Raw genomic sequence first — 21,657 nt, 5'->3', positions numbered from 1 at the left:
TTTAATTGATATTTAGAGTAAGGTGGTTAATTTGTATTACGGTTTGATTGTAAGCGTTTAAATTTTCTAGGTACGATAATTCAATTTCGCTAGCGGTTTCAAGGCTTTGTATGTATTGAAAAAAGTCAATTTCACCTTCTTTAAACGTACGAGTTGCTGTTTTTATAATTTGATTTTTAAGGTCTTCACCTTCATTATTATAGTAATTTACAGCTTCTTCGTATTGCGCTAAAGTCGCAAAAAGTGCATTGTACTTAGTGTTTAACTTGGTTTTGTAATCTTGTTGTTGCTCTGTAATAATGTCTTTAGCAATTTTTGAAGCTTTTATTTTTGAAGCATTGCCAGAAAACAACAACGGAATTTTCAACCCTAATTGATACCCTTTTATATTGGTGTTTAATTGGTCGTTTGTACCTTGAAAATACTCTACACTAATATCTGGTAACAAGTTTTGTTTTTCTTGTTGATAGATGGCGTTTTGATAGTTTTTAGCTTGTTCAAAGTATTGAAAACCAACATTATTTTGTGTTGAAATCGTTTCAATTTGTAATTGTTCAAGCGGTTGGTCAACAATCTCTAAACTATCAACTTGTACAACACTTTTGAGTTGTTCTTTAGAAAACGCAACTTCTTTAAGTGCCTGTTTGTACAAGGTTTCTAACTGTTTTTGTTTGGATTTGGCGGTAATCATTTCTAAATAATTGGTTTCGCCAACTTCAAAACGACGTTCAGATTTATTTGCAAAATCTTGATACAGACTATCTAAATATTTATAGGTTTTCGCCTTGTTTTTAGCATAACTCAATTGATAATAGTTGGCGTAAACCGCTTGCTGTAATTGCTCAAACTTGAGATTGTAATGTGTTTCTTCTAGACTAGCTTTCGCTTTATTGGTTTTCTTTTCCGCAAAATATACCGTCGGAAACTTAAAATCTTGAGCAATACCAAACACTTTTAGCGGTTGATTGTTTATAGCTAAATTATTTTCATCATAACTGTAATAAATTGACGTTTTATCAAAACTAAAAGCGCTTCCTATTAAAGCATTGCTTTCGTCTACCTTAAGATTTGAAGCTTTTAAACTAGCGTTATTTTCTATAGCTAACGCTAAGGTTTCTTCAATGGTTAATGGATTTTGAGCGTTAGCATTCATCATAAAAAAGAAACCGAGAATGGTAACGATTGCAGTTTTATTCATTTTAATTTCTTTTTTAGTTTCAAACCACGCGTATAAAACAGGTAACACAATTAGGGTTAATACGGTTGCAGTGACTAAACCGCCAACGACTACGGTTGCTAAAGGACGCTGAACTTCGGCACCAGCATTGGTGGAAACCGCCATAGGTAAAAATCCTAAAGCTGCTGCTGCTGCGGTTAGTAAAACAGGTCGCAAACGCTCTGAGGTACCACGTTTTATGCGTTCTTCTATATCATCCATACCGTGTTCTTTTAGTTCTTTAAAATGTTCTATAAGTACGATACCATTAAGTACGGCAATTCCAAAAAGCGCAATAAAACCAACACCTGCAGAGATGCTAAACGGTAAATCGCGTAACCATAAAAGCAATACGCCACCAACAGCAGATAATGGAATAGCAGAGTATACTAATAAGGCTTCTTTTGCTGAGCCAAATGCAAAATACAGCAGTAAGAAAATTAAGGCTAAAGCAATTGGAACCGCAATCATTAAACGTGCTTTGGCACTTTGTAAGTTTTCAAATTGTCCACCATAAGTTACGTTGTAGCCAACAGGTAATTTTAGTTGTTGGTCTAGAATAGCTCTTACGTCATCTACTACCGATTGTAAATCGCGGTTACGCACGTTAATACCAACGACGATACGACGTTTGGTATCATCCCTTGAAATTTTTGCAGGTCCAGTGGTGTAAGTGATCTCAGCTAGTTCACTAAGCGGAATTTTTGTTCCACTTGGTGTATCGACATATAAATTTTGAAGACTGGCTAGATTTTTTCTATTGTTTTGATCTAAACGCATTACTAAATCAAAGCGCTTTTCGCCTTCAAACACTTGACCAACAGTTCCGCCAGCAAATCCCATTGAAATTATTTGATTAATATCTGAAATATTCAGTCCGTAACGTGCAATTTTACTTCGGTTGAAGGACACACTCATTTGTGGTAAACCTTCAACTTTTTCAATGATGATATCTGAAGCACCTTCAACATCTTTAATGAGTTCTTTGACTTCGTCTGCTTTATTGGCTAAAATGGATAAATCTTCACCAAAAATTTTAATAGCAACATCGGCTCTAACACCAGTAATTAGCTCGTTAAAACGCATTTCAATAGGTTGGGTAAATTCCACTTCCATACCAGGAATGATGCTTAATGCTTCTTTAAATTTATCGGCTAATTCGTCTTTACTTTCTGCGCTTACCCATTCGTCTTTTGGTTTTAGTTTTATAATCACATCACTTTCTTCCATAGACATTGGATCTGTTGGGACTTCGGCAGCACCAATACGACTAACAACTTGGTCAACTTCTGGGAAATTTTCTAAAAGAATATTCTCGATTTTGGTCGTGATTTCAATGGTTTTTCCAAGTGATGTTCCTGTTTTTAAAACAGGTTGAATTACGAAGTCGCCTTCATCTAAAGTTGGTACAAATTCACCACCCATTTTACTAAATAAAAAGATGCTGATAGCTAGTAAAATTCCGGCTAAACTCACCACAATTTTTTTGTGTTGTAAGGCCCAATGTATTGATGGTTTGTACCAAGAGTTAAGCGCTTTCATTAACCTAACGGAAATATTTCTTTCGCTTGGCTTTTTCGGTTTCAAAAATAAAGATGATACTACAGGAACGTAAGTCAAACACAGTAACATAGCACCAATTAATGCAAAACTAAACGTCAATGCCATAGGCTTAAACATTTTGCCTTCTACACCGCTTAATGATAAAATTGGAATGAATACAATTAAGATGATTAATTGGCCAAAAATGGCAGAATTCATCATTTTTGATGCGCTTTTTAACGTAATTTGATCAATTTCTGACTGTTTTGCTTCTTTTGTGAGTAATTTTAGTTTTTCACTTTCGGTAATAATTCTAAAAGCAATAAACTCGACAATAATTACAGCACCATCAATAATAATCCCAAAATCTATTGCACCAAGACTCATTAAATTGGCATCTACACCAAAAATGTTCATTAGTGAAATGGCGAATAACAGACTCAACGGAATAACAGACGCAACGACCAAACCTGAGCGTAAATTACCAAGTAATAAAACCACAACAAAAATGACGATTAAAGATCCTAAAATTAGGTTTTCAGACACGGTAAAGGTCGTTTTGCCAATCAGTTCGCTACGTTCTAAAAATCCGTTGATGTAAACACCTTCTGGTAGGCTTTTTTGTATGTCTTTTACGCGTTCTTTTACGGCGTCGATAATGGCTTTAGAGTTACCATCTTTAAGCATCATAATTTGCCCAAGTACTTTTTCGCCTTCACCGTTACCAGTAATGGCACCAAAACGTGTAGCGCTTCCAAAACCTACCTTAGCAACGTCTTTAATATAAATTGGCGCGCCTTCATTTTTCACTACGATTTGCTCTATATCTTCAAGGTTTTTAACCAAACCTTCACCACGAATAAAATAGGCTTCGTTGGTTTTTTCGATATATCCACCACCAGCAACACTATTGTTTTTTTCTAATGCGTCGTAAATTTCGGACACCGAAATATTCATAGCATTTAGCTTATTTGGGTTAATGGCAACTTCGTATTGCTTTAAATATCCGCCCCAAGTATTGACTTCAACAACACCAGGAATACCTGATAGTTGACGCTTAACAATCCAGTCTTGTATGGTGCGTAAATCGGTAGTTGAGTACTGGTCTTTATACTCTGGTTTTACATCTAAAATATATTGATATATTTCACCCAAACCAGTGGTAATTGGTCCCATTTCTGGCGAGCCAAATCCGTCAGGTATTTTCTCAGAAGCTGACTTAATTTTTTCAGCAATTAATTGTCTTGGTAGATAAGTGCCCATATTGTCTTCAAAAACAATGGTTACCACAGAAAGACCAAATTTTGAAACTGATCTTATCTCTTCTACGCCTGGTAAATTTGCCATTTCTAGCTCGACAGGATAGGTGATAAATTGCTCAACATCTTGGGTTGATAAGTTGCGTGATGTGGTAATCACTTGGACTTGGTTATTGGTAATATCTGGTACAGCGCCAATAGGAATTTGGGTCAAAGAGAAAATTCCGAAACCAATAATAAATGCTGTAAAAAGGAAAATAATAAGCTTATTATTTAAGCTTGATTTTATGATTTTTTCTAACATAATTCATAATGATAAAATTGAAAAGTACCTGTCTATAATTGAAAACAGGATGAATTTTAAAATGAATTATGCGTGTTTTGGTGGTTGAAAAACAGATGATTTTTCAAATGAAGTAAAAGATTCTTTGTAAACGAAATTAAAAGGAATTTCTATGAATTCTTCACTACCTATTTTAAATGAAATATTTGGACTTATAAAAGACAAATTAATGTGTGTACACATGTGATGATTGTCTTTAAATGGCAGATTTTCATGATCTTGATTATCGCTATCATGATAATGTTTAACTTCACCATAATGTTCAGATAAAAACTGAAAAAAGGAATCACCATACATTTCTTTATGAAATTGGGCATGATCCATAAGCGTACTAAACTTAGAAAGATCTTCTAAGTTAATGTTGAAACTTTGAATAAGTATCAAAAACGAATATGTTAGTGCCACAACTTTACTCATACCGAAGCTAATTTACAAAACTTTAACCATTGGTAGGTGACTTAAGTTACAGACTATTACTAATATAGAATTAATATAATTAAGAGGTTAGCTCTGTAATATCTTATCTGCTAAATATTTGGTATCTTTTTTAACACCTCCTAAAGTTGCAGAACCACGTGTGTGTAACCATGGTAAGCCTATAAAATAGAGTCCTTTTGTGCTGCTAATACCACGATGATGTTTAGGGTAGCCATTTTTTGTTAATTCAATGTTTTCTATCCATTCAAAATTAGGTTTATAGCCTGTTGCCCAAACTATATTTTTAACATCGTCTAATTCTTTTATGGTTGTTTTTATAGTATTATTTTCGGCATTTATAGTATATCCTACTGGGATAACATTGTCTCGTTTAATAATAGATTTTACATCTGTACCTATAATAGGTTGTTTTGATTTACTAATCTTTTTTCCGACCCAAGAGTCCTTACTAAAGCTTAAAAATCCTGTTACAGTAAACCACCACCAAAGCGTTTTCCCTAAGAGTTCTTGTGGTAGGGTTTTGATATCTGTGTTTCCTGAGAAATAAGTTTTTTTATTGGTTTGTTCTGAAATTTCATCTAAAATTTGAAATCCGCTATCACCTCCACCAACAACCAAAGTAGCACCATCTTTTAGTTGCTTTGGGTTTTTGTAATAGTTACTGTGTATTTGAAAAATATCTTCCGAAATATTATTATGAAATTTTGGAGTATACGGAATATGAAACGGTCCCGTAGCTACAATAACTTCTTTACAGTTTAAATCGCCTTTATTTGTTTTTATAACAAAATGGTAGTCTTCTTTTTCAATGCGTTCTGCAAGTGTGTTTAATTGCACCGGAAAGTCAAATTTCTCTACATAAGTTTTAAAATAATTGGCGACTTCATATTTGTCTGGATAATGCCCTTTAGGTGTGGGAAAAGGCATGCCTTCAAGATGGTTAAACTCTGTTGGTGTAAAGAGTTTTAACGAGTTCCATCGGTTAAGCCAAGAGGCACCAATTTCATCCTCTTTATCAATTATTAAAAAATCTTTTTGATTTTTCTTTAAATGATATGCCATAGATAATCCTGCTTGAGCTGCTCCAATAATTATAAAATCTTTCATTAAAACGTATTAAGGTTTCGCTGGGAGTATACAGTTTTTAATGATTTTACACAAATAGAATTAGCAGTAAGCTTTGATAAAAGAAAATAGAGTCTAATTATTAATGTTTTTTTGAGGCAATAAACAAAATACTAGATAATAGATATCTGGTATTTAAATTATGTCAGGAGATCCAAAAATTAATGGTATGATATAAAGTCCATTTATCGTTTACTTTTCTATAAATATATATATCACCTGTATTACCAACATCATTACTAAAAACGTTGTGCCTATATAATAGAGCCCAATTTTTATCCAAATTAAAAACAGGTTTGGAAAATACAGAATAACTACTGTGCTGTTTAAAATGTACATCTACATTTGCTACTTTGATATAGTTTTTATTTAAGGCTTTAAAATCAATAGCTGATGGTTGAGAACTAGATAATGAGCTCAAATCAAAATTCTTTAAGAAAAGATCAATATTTGGCGACTTATCTGTAGGTACGAAAGACCAATTTTCTTTAAAAAAACTGATTGATAAAACTTTTTTATCTAAAGATTCGAAATCTTTAAATAAATAGGTTGTTTTACATGAAATACTGTTAAGTAATTCATATTCTTGGCTAAGAATTATATTGGAAAACAATAAAAACATTAAAAAAATCTTTGAATTTTTCATAAGATATTTAATTACAGTTATCACCTACTAAGGGTAGGATTCCGTTATGTGATTGCCCCGTGTTTTCAGCTGTAAATATACTTATAATTAACTGCTGTTCGACTAAATTAGAATAATTGGCTGTGAATAATGGATTATTAATTTGTTGTTGGGGATTGCTAGGATTGGTTATAACGGCAATACCACTCCATGCAATAGCTTCATAATATCCATACATATCACTATTCATGTATGAATTATTATTAGAAGGATAACCAAGAGAGTCTATTGCATATACAGAAAGTTGTTGCCCTATCTGAGATATAAGTGTTGCCATATATACATGATGAGCATAACCTAAATTACGATAGGATTGCCAAGCTGTAACTAAATCACTGAAGTCACCATTAGGATCTGAGAAATCAGAAGGATTGGTTTTTTGTAAATATCTCAAATATGCGTGTATTGTTTCATGTAGGATTGTTTTAGTAATAGCAATTTTAGTACCATTGTTGACTATATCTGTATCTATTTTAATCGTCATTTCATATTTACCAGTTGTCGTATTTAATACTGGAGCAGAGGTCGAGCCATTTCCAGAAATATTCTCAATTTTATAAGTAACAGAAATTGAGGAGTTATTGCCTGTTATTTCATCAAAAACTTCTTCGATTAAAGAGGTGTTATTAAAAGGGTTACTAGAACTAAAATCATTCAATACCAAATCATTCAATATATCTTCAACACATGTTCCTAATATACTAATATCCTTATCAATTGATTCACTTATATTTATACATTTTGATTCTTCACCACCTCTGAGAATACATTCGCAAATTTCAACTGTATTTCCACTAATAACACAAGCACAGGTCTCTGAGCTGTTGCCGTTAGCTAAGCATATAGCCTCATATTGAGATAAAAGTTCATTAATGACATTTTGCTGCGCTTCCTCACTACAATTATTCTCTTGTAAATAATTGTTTAGTGCAACCCATTCTCCCTTGAGTAGGCTTATTTGATCAAGAATATCGGGATCTATAGTAGTGCTGTCAGTCACTCCTACTAAAGTAAGCCCATTAATACAGTTCTCTATTTCCTCCACAGCCGTGTATTCTAAGGGTACGACTACCTCGTCCTCTTCTACTGGGTCTGTATCATTGTTATCCCCAGACGAGCCACCACCAGTATTTCCTGTCCCAGGAGTACTCCCATCACCACCACCCGAAGCGCAGTTGGATATCTCTACGAAGCCGCCAGGTGTACAGCTTTGTGTAGCCATATCAATTGTACCCCAATAATCACATTCAGCTCCATCGTCTAAAGTGTGCTCACCTGATTTACAAGGTGAGTTTTCACATACCTCACCTTGATAGGCAACAATGGAAGTACAGTTCTCCGTTTTTGGTACAAATAATCCCTCTCCAGTGAGCATTTCAATAGTAGCATTTTCAATATCGAAAGTAGAGATAGTTCCAATTATAATAGGGTAGCTTATAAGGTATTGCCTGCTTTCTCCATTATTAAAATAGGTGATTACGTAATTTTCAAGTAGGGCATCGTTTTCTGTTCCCCTATCCACTATAAAAGTATAACTAGTGTAGCTGTTGGTCGCTATCACCTGAATTATAGTAGTGTCAATAGAAAATCCATACGATGAAGAAGCGGTTGAACTATTATCTTTACTTTGGGAAACGAATTTTCTAACGTGTTTATTAAGTTTTTGATTGGATTTTATAATGGAGTCCCCAAAATATAGTTTAGCGGTTAGTTTGGGTGGCTGTTTTACCGAGGTAATAACTTCATTATATGAACGTTCATCTTTTTGACAAGATTGATTAATAAAGAGTAATCCCAATACAAGAATTGCTAGAAGAAATCTGTTTTTCATTTAAGTATAACGTTTATGATTTAATTTTTCATTTTAACGTTATTAATTATAAGGGCAAATAATAGGATGCTTAAAACTACAATTTATTTTTTAATATGAAAGAATAATCTTAAAAATAAGCTTTCAATTGAATCGTTCCTGTGTGAATAGTTCTTGAAGTTTCGGTTTTTCTTCCGAAATAATTAAGGTTTAAATCTAGAAATTTGGTAAGCTTTTTTTGTGCCAATAAACTCCAAGTAAAGTTTTTTCCTGGTTGAAGACCTTCAAGCATTTGGTAAGCTACAGGTGTGTTAGAGTCGCCATCAAATTCATTTTGGAAGAAATTGAATTCACCTGTCAAACCAATTTTTTGTGCATTGTTGTAGGTAAATGAAAGACCGTAATTATTTTGGTTTAGAGTTTCTGAGTTTCCGTTGGTGTTTTCTTTTGAAGTAAATTGATAAAACACATTGAATTGGGCATTTTCATTAAAGATATAAGATAGTTTAGGCTGAAATTGTGTTTCGTCAATTTTGTAATTTCTACTCGTATAATTTTCGCTGATACTTTCATCCGTGCCTAAACTTCCAAGAAGATTTATTAGCCAACTTGTAGCAAATTTATGATTGAAATTTAGTTGGTGACTATTCAGCTGATTTTCTTGAAACCCAATAGATAATAAGTTTCGGCTTGTGTTACTCAAAAAGGTATAAGAGGTTGTATAATGTTGCTTTCCTCTATTGAAAAACAACACATTTCTGATACTATTGTTGAGTCCGAGTTGATTTTCTTCATCGTCTTTAAAAGGATTCAGGTTAAAATTATTGCCTTCTCTCCGTACTTTTCTATCGATTAAAAATGAGGTTTGGTTGTAAAAATGAGAGAAGAATTTATTCCATTTATTTTCAGAATTACTCAATTGTTGAAAATTGAAGGTCAGCGTTTGGCTTAACCTATTTTGGTGTGTGCGAATAAAAACTTGGTTAGGAAGCAACACACGAATATAATTGCCTTGGTCTTGAAATTGTGCGATTTCAAACTCGTCCAATTCTTGAATACCATTGTTGTTATAATCTATCCATGTGTAAGCTCCTTGTCCGGCTTCAACTTCAACATAAGTAAAATCTTGTTGTGGCAATGTACCCGAATTGGTTTCAAAATTGGTATTCCAAATAACGATATTTTTAAATAACTTTTGGTTGAAACTTAAACGGCTATTAAGACTCTGCTCACTTTCAATGGTTTCGTCCTCGGATTTTAAATCTCGGTAATTAACAAAAAGTTGAAGGTTGGTGCTTTTATTCTGAATCAATATAGACTTTAAATAATAGGTGTTAGAGCTGTTTACTCTAGTTATACTATTGTTTCTAAGACTATCATTAAAACGTTTAATATACCCAACTTCTGCATAAACTTTGGTGCTATCTCCAATACCAACAAAGGCTTCGTATGCTCTGAATTTTTGACTCAACGGTGTTAGGGAATCCGTAGCCATAACAACTTGTTCGTTGTCTTCAGTAGAAAATTTAGTGCCAACCCATTTATTTTTTTTGCCGTAAACTAATCTGTTATAGGATCTTAAAAATGTAGAACGGTTAATAGTGCTTTCATTATTTAAAAAACTAGAATTTGTGAAAAATCTAAAATTCCCTAAACGTAAATTCGCGTTGATATTATGGCGATTACCATTAAAATTATCAGCATAACTTAAATGCTCAAAATTGTATTGAGCGATTCCTTTTTTGGAATGTGATAACTGTAAACCTGAAGTAAATAATAATTGGTTACCATAATTTAAATAACTCGAATTATTTTCGGAATCATCTAAGTTCCAATCTCGGTTAAATTCTGGTCTGTACAAACGCTGAATTGTCCTGAAATTTTCCTGTATAAAATCTGTGTCTATGATGGCATCTAAATTCCATAGACTGTCAGTTTTTATAAGATTTTGTTTCAATTTGAATTTTCCAGCAAAACCATCATTGTCATCATCATCTAAACTTGAAAATAAGTTTAAATCATTTTTACTTCCTGCCAATTCAAAAAAGACATCAGTTCGTTCTGAAGGTTTGTAATTACCATTTAAAACAGCAATCTGTAAACGCTCAGGAGCGATAAGTCTAGAAATAGGTTCGTAATTCCCTTGAGGTACTCCACCAATCGGAGCTATATATTCATAAATATTGCTTACTGCATTATCGTTGCTAAGAATGTAGTTGCCTTGATTAGCGCCAACCAAAGTAAACCTTACACTGTATAATTCGTCTTCAGGATTATTGGAAAACACAAAGATTTCCTCACCGCCAACAAGCTCTTTTCGGTATAAGATTCTATTTTCAGAATAGCTTTCAAGCGAAGCGGAAGGAGCAACCATTAAATCTGTATTGTCGCCAGCATCAGCTAAAATTTGAGTTTGCTCAGTAGATAAATTTTGTTGAAGCGGTTGATTTTTAGCATCACTTTCAGAATATACAGATACATTTAGGTTAAGCTTTTCGCTATTGTAACTTCCACCTCCAAAAACAGTAAATCTGGAATAATTACGTTCACTAAACTGATAATCTACGGTGATTCGCATTTCGGAAGTAATCGGAAATGTGGAGTTAAAAATAATTTCACCAGCATTATAATCAATAATGTAATCGTTATTTTCGCCGCGTTCTAGAGGCACTCCATTTACATAAACGGTTTCACTTCCTGAAACTACAAGTACATAGAGTTCGTTGTTTTCACCTCTAAGTTTGTATGGCCCTTGGTTACCTTCTTGAGCCGTAAATTGCGTAGTGGTGAATTGTCCTCTAACCAAGGCGCCAGAAGCAAAAACAGAAGTCTTATCGCTAATGTTGGCACTTACCAAAAGCCCTTGTACACGTTTAGAAAAGTTAGCAAAATAGCTGTTGGTGTTTACTAAATCAATATCACCAGCTCTAATATTCCAATCATCACTAAAAAGTTCAATAAAAACTTGGTCAAACTCGTCTAAACGTTGCGAATAGCCACTTTCTTGCAACGGAATATTTGCATCTTGAATAGAAGCACGAAGCGACACTTTATCACTTAACTTCCCTGAAATCTGAAGATCTAATTCACTGTTTAAAACCGAATTTTGATTGTTACCAATAGTCACTCCTCGAGAGATACTTCCAGAAGTGGTAAGGCCATCAAAAGGCGTGAACAAATTCTGCTTGTTACTATTTTCTAATCTGTATAGTTTTTTTAGACTGTTTGAAGAACGTTCTACAATAACATCATCATCCAGTTGCTTGTATACCTTTGTTAAAAACTCAGGATAACGTAAGTATTCAACTTGTATAGTGTCAAATTCTACAGGCTGCCTAAATTTTAAGATTGACTTTGCAAAATCAATATTGTAAAGCGAAGTATCTATAACTTTATTCTGCTTTGTTTTTAGTGCAAATCGTGAGGGATTTATACTAACAGAATCAATAATCATAGAGTCTTTTACAGCGATGCGCTTTACCTTAAAATTAGAATCGCTCTTTTGAGCAAAAGCACCAAAAGAAATGATAAAAAATAATAAGGAAATAGCGGTTTTCATCTAAAGATATAACTTCTTAAAACAGTAAATATTTTATCGTTAAAATAGACGTAAAATAATAGTGTAAAAGTACTCTATTATTTATTTTAGCAGAATACCGAAAAATTTTATAAAAATTAGCAATTAGAAAGCGATATGAAGATAGCATCTTACAACGTTAATGGGATAAGAGCGGCAATAAATAAAGGTTTTATAGATTGGATGAAAGCCACAAATGCAGATGTGGTTTGCCTTCAGGAAATTAAAGCTATGGAAGATCAACTCGATTTAGACTTGTTTACAGAGGCAGGTTACGAATATAATTATTGGTTTAGCGCGCAGAAAAAAGGTTACAGTGGAGTGGCCATTTTGTGTAAAAGCAAACCGAATTACGTGGAGTTTGGGACAGGTATAGAATCTATGGATTTTGAAGGTAGAAATATCAGAGTAGACTTTGATGAGGTTTCGGTTATGAGTATGTATTTACCATCCGGAACTAATGATGCCAGGTTATCACATAAGTTTGAATATATGAATTTGATTCAGGAATACCTTAATGAACTTCAAAAAGAAAAGCACAACCTTGTGGTTTGTGGAGATTATAATATCTGTCATGAAGAAATTGATATCCACAATCCTAAAATGAAAGGAGTGTCAGGATTTTTACCAGAAGAAAGAGAGTGGCTCGGAGAATTTATAGACAGTGGATTTATAGATAGTTACCGATATCTTCATCCTGAAAAACAAGAATTTTCTTGGTGGAGTTACCGAGCCAATGCCAGAGCAAATAATAAAGGTTGGAGGTTAGATTATGCTATGGTGAGTGAACCTTTACAAGAAAAAATTAAACGTAGCGTTATACTAACAGAGGCGGTTCATAGTGATCATTGCCCTATTTTATTAGAATTAGACATTTAATATAACTTAACCTAAAAATAAAATGATTAAAAAACTTTCAGTCTTAGCAGTGTCCATGGCACTTTTTTCTTCATGTGTGTCCAAAAAAATATACACAGATCTCGAGGATAAATATGCTAATCTTAAAAAGGAAAACCGAAGCTTAACAGATGAAGTTGAAACATTATCTGCAGATAATACTAAGCTTAACAATGATTTGGATAAACTCCAAGCGGCTTATGATGAAGCTGTAGCTGAGCGCGATAGACTTCAGAGCGAATACACTGCGACAAAATCAAATTTAGATAATTTAAAAGCATCGTATGAAGCCTTAGAAAAAAACAGTTCAGCTGAAATCGCTAAAAACTCAAAGAAAAACAGAGAGCTTTTAGCGCAACTTGAAGCTAAAGAACAAGCCTTGGCGGCAGAAAACGAACGTTTAGAAAAGTTAAAGAAAGAATTAGAGAGTCGTTCGCAACGTGTTGCCGAATTAGAAAATGTTATCGCAGCCAAAGATGCTAATATGAGAGCACTTAAGGATGCTATCTCTAAAGCTTTAACCAATTTTGAAGGTAAAGGGCTTACGGTAGAACAGCGTAATGGAAAAGTTTATGTGTCTATGGAAAACAAATTGCTTTTTGAATCTGGTAGCTGGTATGTTGGTGCTCAAGGAAAACAAGCTGTAAAACAATTGGGAAGTGTGCTTGCTGAAAACCCAGATATTGCAATTTTAATAGAAGGACACACGGATAATGTGCCATATAAAGGAAATGCACAATTAAGTGGAAACTGGGATTTATCAACTAAGCGTGCAACGGCTATTGTGAACATTCTAAGAGAAAATAACTCTATTAATCCTGAGAACTTAACAGCAGCAGGTCGTGGTGAATACGCTCCGATTGCATCAAACGATACATCGGAAGGTAGAGCAAAAAACCGTAGAATAGAGGTGATACTAACACCAAAATTAGACGAGATTTCTAAGTTATTGAATGATATTTAATAAAAATAAATGTGGTTTTTAGAAGTCCGGAATTTATAATTAATGGAATTAAAGTTCCAGAATTTCAATTAGAAAAAGGTAGTTTAATTAGGATTTATGTTCCTAACTTTGATTATTTGGGAAAACCATTGGATTTCGATTTGACATTATATTTAATTGAAAGATTTCAGAAGCAAATAAAGGATTTGACTTGGGCTAAGAATTATCACCCAAACGAAATAATTGAATTTTTATCACCTTTAAGTGTTAAAGGATACTTAGTTGGAAAAAAGAAAATCAAATTAAAAGTAGCAAGACGTATTGCTGAAGAATTGATGATTAATTTAACAGATAAGTATAATCAATTAGACTTTGAGAAGAGAAAAGCTTTAATTATTAAAGCTGCATTTGAAAATAGTGATTTTATACTCTTGGATTATTATGCTTGTAGTGCTCTTGCAATAGATTATTTGGAAGGTGTTGTTAATTCAGAAATAGAAAAGAATAAGTCTGCTATTGCATTTGATGTACTTCAATATGCTCATGAAAAGGAGCCGTTTCGAAACATAAAGCCCATAAAATTAGTTTTCGATTAAATAATTAGGTTATAAAATAACATACGGTTGTCATTACGCCTCAGGCAGAAATCTAATTCTTTAAAAAAGCTTAACATAGATTTAGACCTTTGATTTTAAAATTAAATCAAAGGTCTTTTTACTTTTGCTTTTTGAAAGTGTTTTGTCTCACTGAGCGCAGTCGAAGTGTAGATACAAATACTTAATGAGATCCTGAAACGAGTTCAGGATGACAAAACTTGACTAGACATGAAATACACAACACTACCAAACACAGATATAAAAGTGAGTAAAATTTGCCTCGGTACAATGACTTGGGGCAATCAAAACACGCAAGAAGAGGGTTTTGCTCAAATGGATTTGGCTTTAGATAAAGGCATTAATTTTTTTGATACCGCTGAACTTTATCCTGTACCAGCAGAGGCGAGAACTTATGCAGAAACCGAAAGAATTATAGGAAATTGGTTTGCTAAAACAGGTAATAGAGACAAAGTTGTTTTGGCTTCCAAGATTACTGGCCCAGGTGATTATACAGCACATATTAGAACAACAGGTTTTAGTAAAGAAGCGCTCAATGAAGCGGTTGATAATAGTCTTAAGCGCTTACAGACGGATTATATTGACTTGTACCAATTACACTGGCCAGAACGCCCAACCAATACTTTTGGGATTAGAGATTACAAACATAATCCAAATGATGCATGGGAAGATAATTTTAATGAGGTCTTAAATACTTTAGATGACATCATTAAATCTGGAAAAGTAAAACACATAGGATTATCAAATGAAAAAGCTTGGGGAACCATGCGTTACCTTGAAGAATCTAAACATGGTGATTTACCGAAAATGATTACCATTCAAAATGCATACTCTTTATTGAATAGAACATTTGAAGGTGATTTAGCTGAAATTTCTCACAGAGAGAAGATAGGTCTTTTAGCCTATTCTCCAATGGCTTTTGGTGTGTTATCAGGAAAGTATGTTAAAGGTTTAGACGATGAAAACTCACGTTTAAATTTGTTTCCAAGATTTGCAAGATACAGCAGCGCACAATGTGCAGAAGCAACAAAGCGATATTTGCAAATAGCAGAAGACAATGGAATGACGCTAGCACAAATGTCTCTTGCTTTTGTAAATCAAAGACCATTTGTAACTAGTAATATTATTGGCGCCACTAATATTGCGCAACTTGAAGAGAATATAGATAGTATTAACGTTGAGTTGTCAGAAGATATTCTAAAAGCTATTGATGAAGTACATGCTGTAATTCCAAATCCAACAACATAGAAGTAGGAATTGAATCAAAATAAAGCCCTTCAAATTTCTGAAGGGCTTTATTTATATTTTAATTTGTCTATTGATTTGCTGTTGCAAAGAAATAAATGTTTCAGTTCTTGAAACACCCTTTATACTTTGAATTTCAGAATTTAAAACATGCATTAAATGTTCGTTGTCTTTTGAAAGAATTTTAATAAAAATACTCCAATGACCAGTGGTATAATGACATTCTATAACCTCAGGAATTTTCTGTAACTGTTTTACAGCTTCAGGATTGCTAACCGCTTTATCTAGATAGATACCAACAAAAGCCATTGTGGTGTAACCTAATACTTTTGGATTAATGATAAACTTAGAACCAGCAAGTAAACCAGATTTTTCAAGTTTCTTAAGCCTTTGATGTATGGCAGCACCAGAAATACCAACATTTCTTGCTATTTCAAGTACTGGAGTTCTGGCATCTTCCATCAATGCTCTAAGAATCTTTTTATCGATACCGTCTATGTAAATACCTTTATCATTAACTTTCATATGAAGCTTTGGTTTAAAAAATGAAAGTTAAAAATAGTAATTTACTTTAAAATTATAGGCTTAGAATATGTGTAATGTAAAAATCTATAGGTTCAATGGGTTATAGCCCAAATAAGGAACTTCAGTTTCTTTAAACATTACTCCGTGATTTTTCAATTCTTCCAAAATAGGTTCGTAAACCTCTTTTGAAATAGGTATTTGTACACCAGGAGTTTTTATAGTTCCGTTTAAAATGGCTAAGGTTGCTATCGCTACTGGTAAACCAACAGTTTTAGACATCGCTGTATAGGTTTGATCTTCACCAAGGGTAACCATGGTAGAATCGATTTGATATTTATTTCCGTCTAGTTCGTATCCAAACTTGTGATACATCACAATCATATCTTTATCCTCTTCACTAAGCGTCCAGCTATCCATTAATATTTTTTGAAGGATTTGAGCCGGAGTTGCCTTTTCTAATTCAACCATTTTTTTAGGATTAAAAAGGTCTAATTCTAAAAATTTATCCCAAACAATATCATCTTGGTCAATTTTTAAGGCATGTCTAAATTTAAGCTCAACAGAATCTGTTGGGCTGTATGGTAAAAAGGCATTAACAAAATCACGATAACTCATATTAGCGCTATCGTCTATTGTGTAACTATCGTCCGTCATCCCAAGTTGAACAAAAACATTCCAGGCTCTGCTAAACCCAACGCGTCTCATGGTACCTCTGTAAAGCGTTTTTACATGTTCTAAACCGTATACATCCTGATATTTTAATGAATCTCTATTGGCATAAGCTTCAAATCTCCCATAACCATCAACATCTAAGAATTCAGTTCGTCTAAATAATCTGTGATAAGGAATATATTTAAATTGATCTTCTTGAAGAAATTTGGCAGCGCCACCTTGTCCAGCAACCACTACATTTCTAGGATTCCATGTGAATTTATAATTCCAGAGGTTATTGTCACTTTCAGGTGCAACAAGTCCACCAGTAAATGATTCAAACAATATCATTTTTCCGCCTTCATCTCTTATGTTATCAATAACTTTCATGGCACTCATATGATCGATACCTGGATCTACTCCGATTTCATTCATAAATACCAAATTGTTCGCTTTAGCTTCAGTATCGAGTTCTTGCATTTCGTTACTCACGTAGGAAGCAGTAACCATATGCTTTTTGTATGTAATACAATCTTTTGCTGCCTCAATATGAAAACGAGCAGGAAGCATGGAAACTACAATATCAGCATTTTTTATGGCCTTAGATCTGCTTTCAGAATCGAAAACATCTAAGTGTATAACATCGGTTTTAGGGTGGTCGCCAATAAGTTTTTTAGCTTGTTCTACATTGAGATCTCCAATCGTAATATGAAGTTTTTCTGTATTCGATTTTTCTAATAGATATTTTATGAGGTATGATGTGGATTTTCCAGCACCAATGACTAAAATTTTTCGCATTATAATTATTTTTGCAATGCACGAATGTAATAAATACAAAAGGGAAATTAAACCCAAAAACTATTTTTACTTATGAACAAGAAGTTATTGATTACAGGGTCTATTTTTGGTATATTAGGCATTATTCTTGGAGCTTTTGCGGCTCATGGCTTACAGAAATTAGTAGATGCAGAGGCTATAAAAACTTTTGAAACAGGAGTACGCTACCAAATATATCATGCTTTTTTTCTTTTGATTTTGGGCGCTACTAACTTTCTTAATTCAAAATCTAAAAAGATAGTTTTTTGGCTTACAATTTTAGGTGTCATTTTCTTTTCTGGATCCATCTACGGACTGGCAACTAACGAACTCTCAAGTTTTGATTTTAAGACAATTGCTATGATTACTCCTATAGGAGGATTGCTTTTAATTTTAGCTTGGGTGGTGATGTTAATCGGGATTATGAGAAATAAGGTCGATTAATGTAGTACTTAACGTCGGTTTTAAAATAAAGTTTTACTTTTATAGTCTAAAAACAACACAAAAATTATGGTAAACCATACTCAATCAACGAAAACGATTTCGTTAAACCAATATGGCATCCAAAATGCCAAAGTCAATTATCAATTATCATCAGACCAATTACATGCCGAAACAATTTCTAAAGGATTAGGTAAAGAAGCCTCATCTGGAGCTTTAGCTGTTAATACAGGCGAGTTTACAGGTCGCTCTCCTATGGACAGGTTTATTGTAAAGGACGATATAACTAAAGATAAAGTTTGGTGGGGAAACATAAACATTCCTTTTGATAGTGATAAATTTCAAAAACTATATGATAAAGTTGTAGACTACCTTTCTGGAAAAGAAATATTTGTAAGAGATAGTTATGCTTGTGCTGATGAAAACTATAAATTGAATATTCGAGTTATAAACGAATATCCATGGAGCAACATGTTTGCCTATAATATGTTTTTACGTCCTACAGAAGAAGAATTAAAGGATTTTTCACCTGAATGGACAGTGGTAAATGCACCAGGTTTTATGGCAGATCCTGAGGTAGATGGTACACGTCAACACAATTTTGCCATTTTAGATTTTACACGTAAAATTGCTTTAATAGGCGGAACGGGTTATACAGGTGAGATAAAAAAGGGAATTTTCTCTGCACTTAACTTTATTTTACCAGTATTCAAAGAAACTTTACCAATGCACTGTAGTGCTAATGTGGGTAAAGATGGTGATACAGCTATTTTCTTTGGACTTTCAGGAACAGGAAAAACTACCTTATCAACTGATGCTAATAGAAGTTTAATAGGTGATGACGAGCATGGTTGGACTAAAGAAAACACCGTTTTTAACTTTGAAGGTGGTTGTTATGCTAAAGTCATAAATCTATCGGAAGAGCAAGAACCAGAAATTTTTGGTGCGATTAAAAAAGGGGCTATTCTCGAAAATGTAATAATGAATGATAAAGGCGAAGTTGATTTTGCTGATACTTCAATCACACAAAATACACGTGTGAGTTACCCAATTTATCATATTGAAAATATTAAACAACCGTCTATTGGTAAAAATCCAAAGAACATATTCTTCTTAACAGCAGATGCTTTTGGTGTTTTGCCTCCTATTTCTAAATTAACTCCTGCGCAAGCAGCATACCATTTTATTTCTGGTTATACAGCTAAGGTTGCCGGAACTGAGGCTGGTGTTGTAGAACCACAGCCGTCTTTCTCTGCGTGTTTTGGCGCACCATTTATGCCATTACATCCTACGGAATATGCAGAAATGCTAAGTAAAAAAATGTTAGAAGCAGGTGTAAATGTTTGGCTTGTTAACACAGGTTGGACAGGTGGTCCTTATGGAGTAGGAACACGTATGAAGTTAAAATACACACGTGCTATGATTAATGCAGCACTTAATGGTGATCTTGGCTTATACGATTACGATCATTACCATATTCATTCAGTATTTGGTGTAGCACAACCGAGAACATGTCCAGGTGTACCAACAGAAGTGTTGAGTCCTAGAACAACTTGGAATGATGATGAAGCTTACTATAAAATGGCATTTAAGCTGTCTAACGCATTTAGAGAAAACTTTAAAAAGTTTGAATCTTATGCTTCTGAAGAAGTAAGAAGAGGAGGGCCTCAGCGTTACAATTTTTAAGGTTTAATATAAATATATTAAAACAAAAAAGCGAGTCTAGGTTTAGACTCGCTTTTTTTATCTAGAAATTTGAATGCATGTAATTTTTTGAATCATGAAATCTATTTTATAAAATTAGCTACAAAAAGATGACTTTTTAAGTTTAACATTTAAGATGTGTTATTTTAAAATGTTGTGACTATATTTGGATTATCCTCCTAAGAATGATTAGTAACAATTAAACTAATCATTTATATGAAACATAAAATTTTACTTGTTGTACTTGGTCTAGTTTTGTTGACTTTGTATTTAGGTTGCCAGAAAGATGACGGTTCAGAAAGTACTGAATCTTCCACAGACATTCAAGATGTTATTAGTCGAAGACTACCGTTTGAAGTGATACCTCATTTTACAAAGGTTGATGATAAAATAAACAAGCTTAGGATTAAGCTTAATACAAAAGGTGAAGTACTTCAGAAAAGTTTAGATATAGATAGTGTAACCATACGCACTGATGAAATTCTATACATGACCTATGCGCAAACGCATACTTATACCTTTAAACTTTTAAGGACAAACCCACAATATTATATAGAGAATATTGTTTTGCACTATAATGTTGATACAGAGAGCTATGATGAATATCTTGTACAATACGACATTAACCAGCAGGAATTCTTGGATATTTACAGTGGTTCTTATGTGGGCGAAGAGTCTAAGGCAATAATTACGGATTTAGACTCTGGTACCGTATCTACAATCTTATCTAAGAGCGGTTGCAGAAGAACTTGTGAAACTATATCAGTTAATTGCTCTGCAAGTGGCAATCATGCGCCAGGTCAAGCTTGTAACACAGGTGTAAGTATAGACCAATGGGCATATACTTATGAGTCTTGTACCACTACTTGTACGGAAGAAGAAGATGCAAGCATAGACCCAGGACCATCTGGCGGTGGTGGAGGTGGTGGTAACTCAGCAGTAAATACTAACCCTGAGCCAAACGAGCCTTGCGAGAGAATTATAAACGGACAGACCTATGTAGGTATTATAGATACTGAAGGAAATTGTATTACCGTTGATGATGAAGATGAAAATGAAGGGCAATTGATTACCTCGGTAGATCAGAAAAACTGTGAGGAGCTCAACAAGCTTATTGAAATACCAAATTACCCCATTACACCGCCATCAATTTCACCAAGACAAGCCATTATTAATTTAAAAAATGAAATTAGTAATACTATAGATCCTAACAATAATTTAGAGCAAGGATATAACCTTTTACATAATGCCAATCTACAAGGTTATGCAAATCCTGTTAGCAATCCTTCTAGTAGAAGCATACGTTATAAGTTTATAATAAATAATTATGGTGGGCTGCACTTACACCCAAATGATGGTGACGGACACCCCTTCTTTTCACCCGAGGACATTTTAAACCTTTGGAAGTTTTATGACACTTATGATACTGGCAATATTACAGACCCTTCGTTGTTTGTGCACGTATTAGTATCTACTAAAGGGGTATATGCTATTAAGATAGACAATCCCTTACTCTTGTCTCAATTGGGATCAATTTATAATGATTATCTTGATGCTAATGAGGATGGTACAGATGAGGTCAAAGAGTTTGGTCGTCCTCTTAAAAATGCTTACAGAGATTTTAAAGACTTTGCTTCTGGACATCCTACCGGTTCAGATAGTGATTACCAACATGCTTTTTTAAAGTTTATGAACAACTTTAACAATGGTGGTGGTATAGGTATATCTCTATATAAAGCTAGTGAAGATTTAACTAATTGGACAAAGCTAACATTAAACGATTCTGATATAATTGAACCAAATCCATGTAATTAAAATAACAATAA

At 33.6% G+C, this 21,657-nt stretch carries 15 protein-coding genes; 7 read left to right on the top strand and 8 right to left on the bottom strand.

Features of this window, described 5'->3' with window-relative positions; all coding sequences use genetic code 11:
* Window position 1: 1 nt before the first annotated feature.
* The 6 genes from QGM60_RS05165 to QGM60_RS05140 form a co-directional block, all read right to left on the bottom strand.
* The gene (locus QGM60_RS05165; protein WP_281139157.1) at window positions 2-4,321 is read right to left on the bottom strand and encodes a CusA/CzcA family heavy metal efflux RND transporter; all 4,320 of its coding nucleotides are present in this window, start codon (window positions 4,319-4,321) and stop codon (window positions 2-4) included.
* 66 nt (window positions 4,322-4,387) lie between these two features.
* On the bottom strand, window positions 4,388-4,777 hold the full coding sequence (locus QGM60_RS05160) for a hypothetical protein (RefSeq protein WP_281139156.1): 390 nt from the start codon (window positions 4,775-4,777) through the stop codon (window positions 4,388-4,390).
* 87 nt (window positions 4,778-4,864) lie between these two features.
* The gene (locus QGM60_RS05155; protein WP_281139155.1) at window positions 4,865-5,905 is read right to left on the bottom strand and encodes an NAD(P)/FAD-dependent oxidoreductase; all 1,041 of its coding nucleotides are present in this window, start codon (window positions 5,903-5,905) and stop codon (window positions 4,865-4,867) included.
* Between the two features lie 163 nt (window positions 5,906-6,068).
* Window positions 6,069-6,569 (bottom strand): hypothetical protein, encoded by a 501-nt coding sequence (locus QGM60_RS05150; RefSeq protein ID WP_281139154.1) that lies wholly within the window; start codon window positions 6,567-6,569, stop codon window positions 6,069-6,071.
* A 7-nt stretch (window positions 6,570-6,576) separates the two neighbouring features.
* Window positions 6,577-8,439, bottom strand: coding sequence for a hypothetical protein (locus QGM60_RS05145; protein ID WP_281139153.1), 1,863 nt, complete (start codon window positions 8,437-8,439; stop codon window positions 6,577-6,579).
* 109 nt (window positions 8,440-8,548) lie between these two features.
* Window positions 8,549-11,977, bottom strand: coding sequence for a hypothetical protein (locus QGM60_RS05140; RefSeq protein WP_281139152.1), 3,429 nt, complete (start codon window positions 11,975-11,977; stop codon window positions 8,549-8,551).
* Between the two features lie 135 nt (window positions 11,978-12,112).
* Here QGM60_RS05140 and QGM60_RS05135 point away from each other — a divergent pair, with 135 nt between their 5' ends.
* From QGM60_RS05135 to QGM60_RS05120, 4 genes are all read left to right on the top strand, one after another.
* Window positions 12,113-12,874: an exodeoxyribonuclease III gene (locus QGM60_RS05135; protein WP_281139151.1), complete on the top strand. Its 762-nt coding sequence runs from the start codon at window positions 12,113-12,115 to the stop codon at window positions 12,872-12,874.
* Window positions 12,875-12,896: 22 nt separating this feature from the next.
* On the top strand, window positions 12,897-13,856 hold the full coding sequence (locus QGM60_RS05130; protein WP_281139150.1) for an OmpA family protein: 960 nt from the start codon (window positions 12,897-12,899) through the stop codon (window positions 13,854-13,856).
* 11 nt (window positions 13,857-13,867) lie between these two features.
* A complete protein-coding gene (locus QGM60_RS05125; protein WP_281139149.1) occupies window positions 13,868-14,431 on the top strand; it encodes a hypothetical protein in 564 nt (187 codons plus the stop codon).
* 228 nt (window positions 14,432-14,659) lie between these two features.
* Window positions 14,660-15,697, top strand: coding sequence for an aldo/keto reductase (locus QGM60_RS05120; protein ID WP_281139148.1), 1,038 nt, complete (start codon window positions 14,660-14,662; stop codon window positions 15,695-15,697).
* 51 nt (window positions 15,698-15,748) lie between these two features.
* Here QGM60_RS05120 and QGM60_RS05115 read toward each other — a convergent pair whose 3' ends face one another.
* Together QGM60_RS05115 and QGM60_RS05110 are read right to left on the bottom strand one after the other, a co-directional pair.
* Window positions 15,749-16,219, bottom strand: a complete 471-nt coding sequence (locus QGM60_RS05115) for an Lrp/AsnC ligand binding domain-containing protein (RefSeq protein WP_281139147.1) — start codon at window positions 16,217-16,219, stop codon at window positions 15,749-15,751.
* Between the two features lie 84 nt (window positions 16,220-16,303).
* Window positions 16,304-17,668, bottom strand: coding sequence for a saccharopine dehydrogenase C-terminal domain-containing protein (locus QGM60_RS05110; protein WP_281139146.1), 1,365 nt, complete (start codon window positions 17,666-17,668; stop codon window positions 16,304-16,306).
* A 72-nt stretch (window positions 17,669-17,740) separates the two neighbouring features.
* Here QGM60_RS05110 and QGM60_RS05105 point away from each other — a divergent pair, with 72 nt between their 5' ends.
* The 3 genes from QGM60_RS05105 to QGM60_RS05095 all read left to right on the top strand — a co-directional run bounded on the left by QGM60_RS05105 (window position 17,741) and on the right by QGM60_RS05095 (window position 21,646).
* A complete protein-coding gene (locus QGM60_RS05105; protein ID WP_281139145.1) occupies window positions 17,741-18,130 on the top strand; it encodes a DUF423 domain-containing protein in 390 nt (129 codons plus the stop codon).
* Window positions 18,131-18,196: 66 nt separating this feature from the next.
* A complete protein-coding gene (gene pckA / locus QGM60_RS05100; RefSeq protein WP_281139144.1) occupies window positions 18,197-19,813 on the top strand; it encodes a phosphoenolpyruvate carboxykinase (ATP) in 1,617 nt (538 codons plus the stop codon).
* A 234-nt stretch (window positions 19,814-20,047) separates the two neighbouring features.
* Complete coding sequence (locus QGM60_RS05095) at window positions 20,048-21,646, top strand: hypothetical protein (RefSeq protein WP_281139143.1); 1,599 nt, start codon at window positions 20,048-20,050, stop codon at window positions 21,644-21,646.
* Window positions 21,647-21,657 lie beyond the last annotated feature (11 nt).

Origin of the sequence: Winogradskyella sp. SYSU M77433 (assembly GCF_029911945.1) — a bacterium.
Taxonomy (GTDB): Bacteria; Bacteroidota; Bacteroidia; order Flavobacteriales; family Flavobacteriaceae; genus Winogradskyella.
This window is presented reverse-complemented; position numbering and strand designations above follow the sequence as displayed.

What these genes read in the sequence shown, in the direction of transcription:
- QGM60_RS05165 (WP_281139157.1), bottom strand. Translation starts at nt 4,321, where the DNA reads ATGTTAGAAAAAATCATAAAATCAAGCTTAAATAATAAGCTTATTATT.
- QGM60_RS05160 (WP_281139156.1), bottom strand. Translation starts at nt 4,777, where the DNA reads ATGAGTAAAGTTGTGGCACTAACATATTCGTTTTTGATACTTATTCAA.
- QGM60_RS05155 (WP_281139155.1), bottom strand. Translation starts at nt 5,905, where the DNA reads ATGAAAGATTTTATAATTATTGGAGCAGCTCAAGCAGGATTATCTATG.
- QGM60_RS05150 (WP_281139154.1), bottom strand. Translation starts at nt 6,569, where the DNA reads ATGAAAAATTCAAAGATTTTTTTAATGTTTTTATTGTTTTCCAATATA.
- QGM60_RS05145 (WP_281139153.1), bottom strand. Translation starts at nt 8,439, where the DNA reads ATGAAAAACAGATTTCTTCTAGCAATTCTTGTATTGGGATTACTCTTT.
- QGM60_RS05140 (WP_281139152.1), bottom strand. Translation starts at nt 11,977, where the DNA reads ATGAAAACCGCTATTTCCTTATTATTTTTTATCATTTCTTTTGGTGCT.
- QGM60_RS05135 (WP_281139151.1), top strand. Translation starts at nt 12,113, where the DNA reads ATGAAGATAGCATCTTACAACGTTAATGGGATAAGAGCGGCAATAAAT.
- QGM60_RS05130 (WP_281139150.1), top strand. Translation starts at nt 12,897, where the DNA reads ATGATTAAAAAACTTTCAGTCTTAGCAGTGTCCATGGCACTTTTTTCT.
- QGM60_RS05120 (WP_281139148.1), top strand. Translation starts at nt 14,660, where the DNA reads ATGAAATACACAACACTACCAAACACAGATATAAAAGTGAGTAAAATT.
- QGM60_RS05115 (WP_281139147.1), bottom strand. Translation starts at nt 16,219, where the DNA reads ATGAAAGTTAATGATAAAGGTATTTACATAGACGGTATCGATAAAAAG.
- QGM60_RS05110 (WP_281139146.1), bottom strand. Translation starts at nt 17,668, where the DNA reads ATGCGAAAAATTTTAGTCATTGGTGCTGGAAAATCCACATCATACCTC.
- QGM60_RS05105 (WP_281139145.1), top strand. Translation starts at nt 17,741, where the DNA reads ATGAACAAGAAGTTATTGATTACAGGGTCTATTTTTGGTATATTAGGC.
- pckA (WP_281139144.1), top strand. Translation starts at nt 18,197, where the DNA reads ATGGTAAACCATACTCAATCAACGAAAACGATTTCGTTAAACCAATAT.
- QGM60_RS05095 (WP_281139143.1), top strand. Translation starts at nt 20,048, where the DNA reads ATGAAACATAAAATTTTACTTGTTGTACTTGGTCTAGTTTTGTTGACT.